Raw genomic sequence first — 2,734 nt, forward strand, 5'->3', positions numbered from 1 at the left:
AACTCTTTTGGTTAGAACAAGATAAACTTGAGAATCTTCGGTCAAATTTATTGACTCAAAATCAGCTATACTTAATTTAAATGAAACAGCCCTACCCTTATCAAGGGGGGTAGGGGGGATCGGCACCCTCCTTATCAAGGGGGGTGGGGGGGATCGGCACCCTCCTTATCAAGGGGGGTAGGGGGGATCGGCACCCCCCTTATCAAGGGGGGTAGGGGGGATCGATGCCCCCCTTATCAAGGGGGGTAGGGGGGATCGATGCCCCCCTTATCAAGGGGGGTGGGGGGGATCGAACCCAAAATCTATCTTCAATTTAATTATAACCAGCTACTTAACCGCTTCAGAAAAAATGACTAAATTAATCATTCACCGACAGCAACGAGAAGCACAATATTACAGCGAGAATTTAGGGGAAGGGATTAATCTCGACATGATGCTTATCCCTAGCGGTTCCTTTCAGATGGGAACCCCAGATCAAGAAATAGAAAGACTCTGTAAAGAATACGATCGAGACTATTTTCAAAGAGAAAGTCCTCAACACACCGTTAATATTTCAGCTTTTTTCATGGGACGCTATCCCATCACCCAAGCACAGTGGCGAGCGATCGCCGCAACTGCTAAAATAGACATCGATCTAGAACTAGAGCCTTCCTACTTCAAAGAGCCATATCAAGAGCAGGATAGATGGACAAGACCCGTAGAACAAGTAAACTGGGAGCAAGCAACAGAATTCTGTAAACGATTATCAAGGGAAACAAAACGGGAGTATCGGCTACCGAGTGAGGCAGAATGGGAATATGCCTGTAGAGCGGGGACAACAACCGCTTTTCATTTTGGGGAGACGATTACCACAGATTTGGCTAATTACAGCGGAACTGATTGGGAAAGAGACAAAAAAGTTTATCCAGGGAATTATGGAAGGGGACTAAAAGGCATCGATCGAAAACAGACGACACCAGTAGGCTATTTTAAGGTAGCTAATGCCTTTGGTCTGTACGATATGCACGGAAACGTTTGGGAATGGTGTCAGGACGATTATCACCCTAATTATCAAGGCGCACCCACGGATGGGAGTGCTTGGATTAGCAAGAACAAATATACTACAAAAGTGCTGCGGGGCGGTTCCTGGGGCAACGATCCTTATTACTGCCGTTCCGCGTTTCGCTACTACATCGACCGCCGCGACGACCGCTACTACAATTTCGGTTTTCGGGTAGTCTGCGTATTCGGGAGGACTCTGTAACCCTTTTCCTCTTTTTTCCCTTTTTACCCTCACATCTGATAATTTTTAACGCCTACCTACTTAGGGTTTGCTGAAAAAGTACGGGCGAAGCATTCGGGCAATAACCTATCGGTGAAACCGTAGATTTTCTATCCGAATGCTTCGCCCCTACAGGACGCGGGCCGATGAAGACGCAAGGTTTGGAAGCACGATTCTCTGAAAATCTGGCACCTGTTTCACGAGAAAAGCCGCAAAACCCTTACCTTGCCTACATTTCACATTTATTCAGCCAGCCCTACTTAGAACTGGCTGAATAAATCTAAAAACCTTGTTGGGTAAGACTTTTAGACTTTTTTTCTCAAAAAGTGTCAACTATTGGAGTGATCGGGGAGAAATTTAGGCACTTTTTCCCTGAAAATTAGGTAATTTGCCATCTAAAAATCGACAAAACCCCACACCCCACACCCCACACCCTACACCCTGCCCCCGGGAAAAACTTTTTGCCGCAAACCCTAATTATTGATCAGTAATTCCCAGATTTCTCCCCTATTATTGCCCTGGGAATTAATATTTCTTCGGGCTTTTACCCTTTGAATATTATAATTTTTATATAAATCATCAAAAAAATTATTGTCAGAGTCAAAGTTTTTAAGGTCGGAATTACTTAAAATAAATTTATAACCAGCCTGATCCAATCGATCGATAAATTCTTTTAATCTTATTTGCTCCTCATCGTTAAAATCTTCTTTAGTATAAGAGGTAAAAGCTGATGTTTTTTTAATCGGTTTATAGGGAGGATCAAAATAAAATAAAGTCTTGTTATTGGCATAATTTAGGGTTTGGACAAAATCCCCTTGTAGGATCGTCACTTTCTGTAAATGATGATTGACAGCTAATAGGTTTTCTTCATTGCAGATCAACGGTTTGACATATTTTCCAAAGGGGACATTAAAAAGTCCTTTGCTATTGACTCTATAAAGTCCATTAAAACAAGTTTTATTGAGAAATAATAACAAAACTGTTTTTTCTAGACAGTCATCGCAGCTGCGAGAATTAAATTCTATTCTTTTATCTAAAAAAAACTTTTGTTGTTCCTCTAGATTTTTAAGTTCATAAAAATCCTGCTGAATTTTTTTAAGCTTGACTATTAATTCTTTGACATTATTTTTAATAACATTATAAGCCCTGATTAAATCAGGATTGATGTCATTAATAATGACTTTTTGGACAGAAGAAAAATTATTTAAGACTGAGAATAAAACTGCCCCACCTCCGACAAAAGGTTCAATGTAGTTAAACTGACAATCTTGAGAAATCTGGGAATTAATCAAAGATAGAATATTGGGAACCAGTTGAGTTTTGCCTCCCGCCCACTTTAAAAAAGGTTTGCCGCTAACTGTTTTCCTTCGAGACAAAGAAGTGGTCATTATTCCTACCAGATTATCCTAATTTATTCAATTTACAGCGCAATTCATGAAAACCTGATCAGAGAATGCGTTACGCTGGGCTAAC

The 2,734-nt window shown here is 40.9% G+C and carries 2 protein-coding genes; one reads left to right on the top strand and one right to left on the bottom strand.

The window, feature by feature from the left end:
* Positions 1-349: 349 nt before the first annotated feature.
* The gene (locus tag PX481_RS16740; protein WP_002760943.1) at positions 350-1,243 is read left to right on the top strand and encodes a formylglycine-generating enzyme family protein; all 894 of its coding nucleotides are present in this window, start codon (positions 350-352) and stop codon (positions 1,241-1,243) included.
* Positions 1,244-1,734: 491 nt separating this feature from the next.
* Here the strand turns inward: PX481_RS16740 and PX481_RS16745 are convergent, their stop codons facing one another.
* Positions 1,735-2,649 (bottom strand): DNA adenine methylase, encoded by a 915-nt coding sequence (locus tag PX481_RS16745; protein ID WP_288095077.1) that lies wholly within the window; start codon positions 2,647-2,649, stop codon positions 1,735-1,737.
* Positions 2,650-2,734: the final 85 nt, after the last annotated feature.

It is taken from the genome of Microcystis sp. M53603_WE2 (genome assembly GCF_030065435.1).

What these genes read in the sequence shown, in the direction of transcription:
- PX481_RS16740 (WP_002760943.1), top strand. Translation starts at nt 350, where the DNA reads ATGACTAAATTAATCATTCACCGACAGCAACGAGAAGCACAATATTAC.
- PX481_RS16745 (WP_288095077.1), bottom strand. Translation starts at nt 2,649, where the DNA reads ATGACCACTTCTTTGTCTCGAAGGAAAACAGTTAGCGGCAAACCTTTT.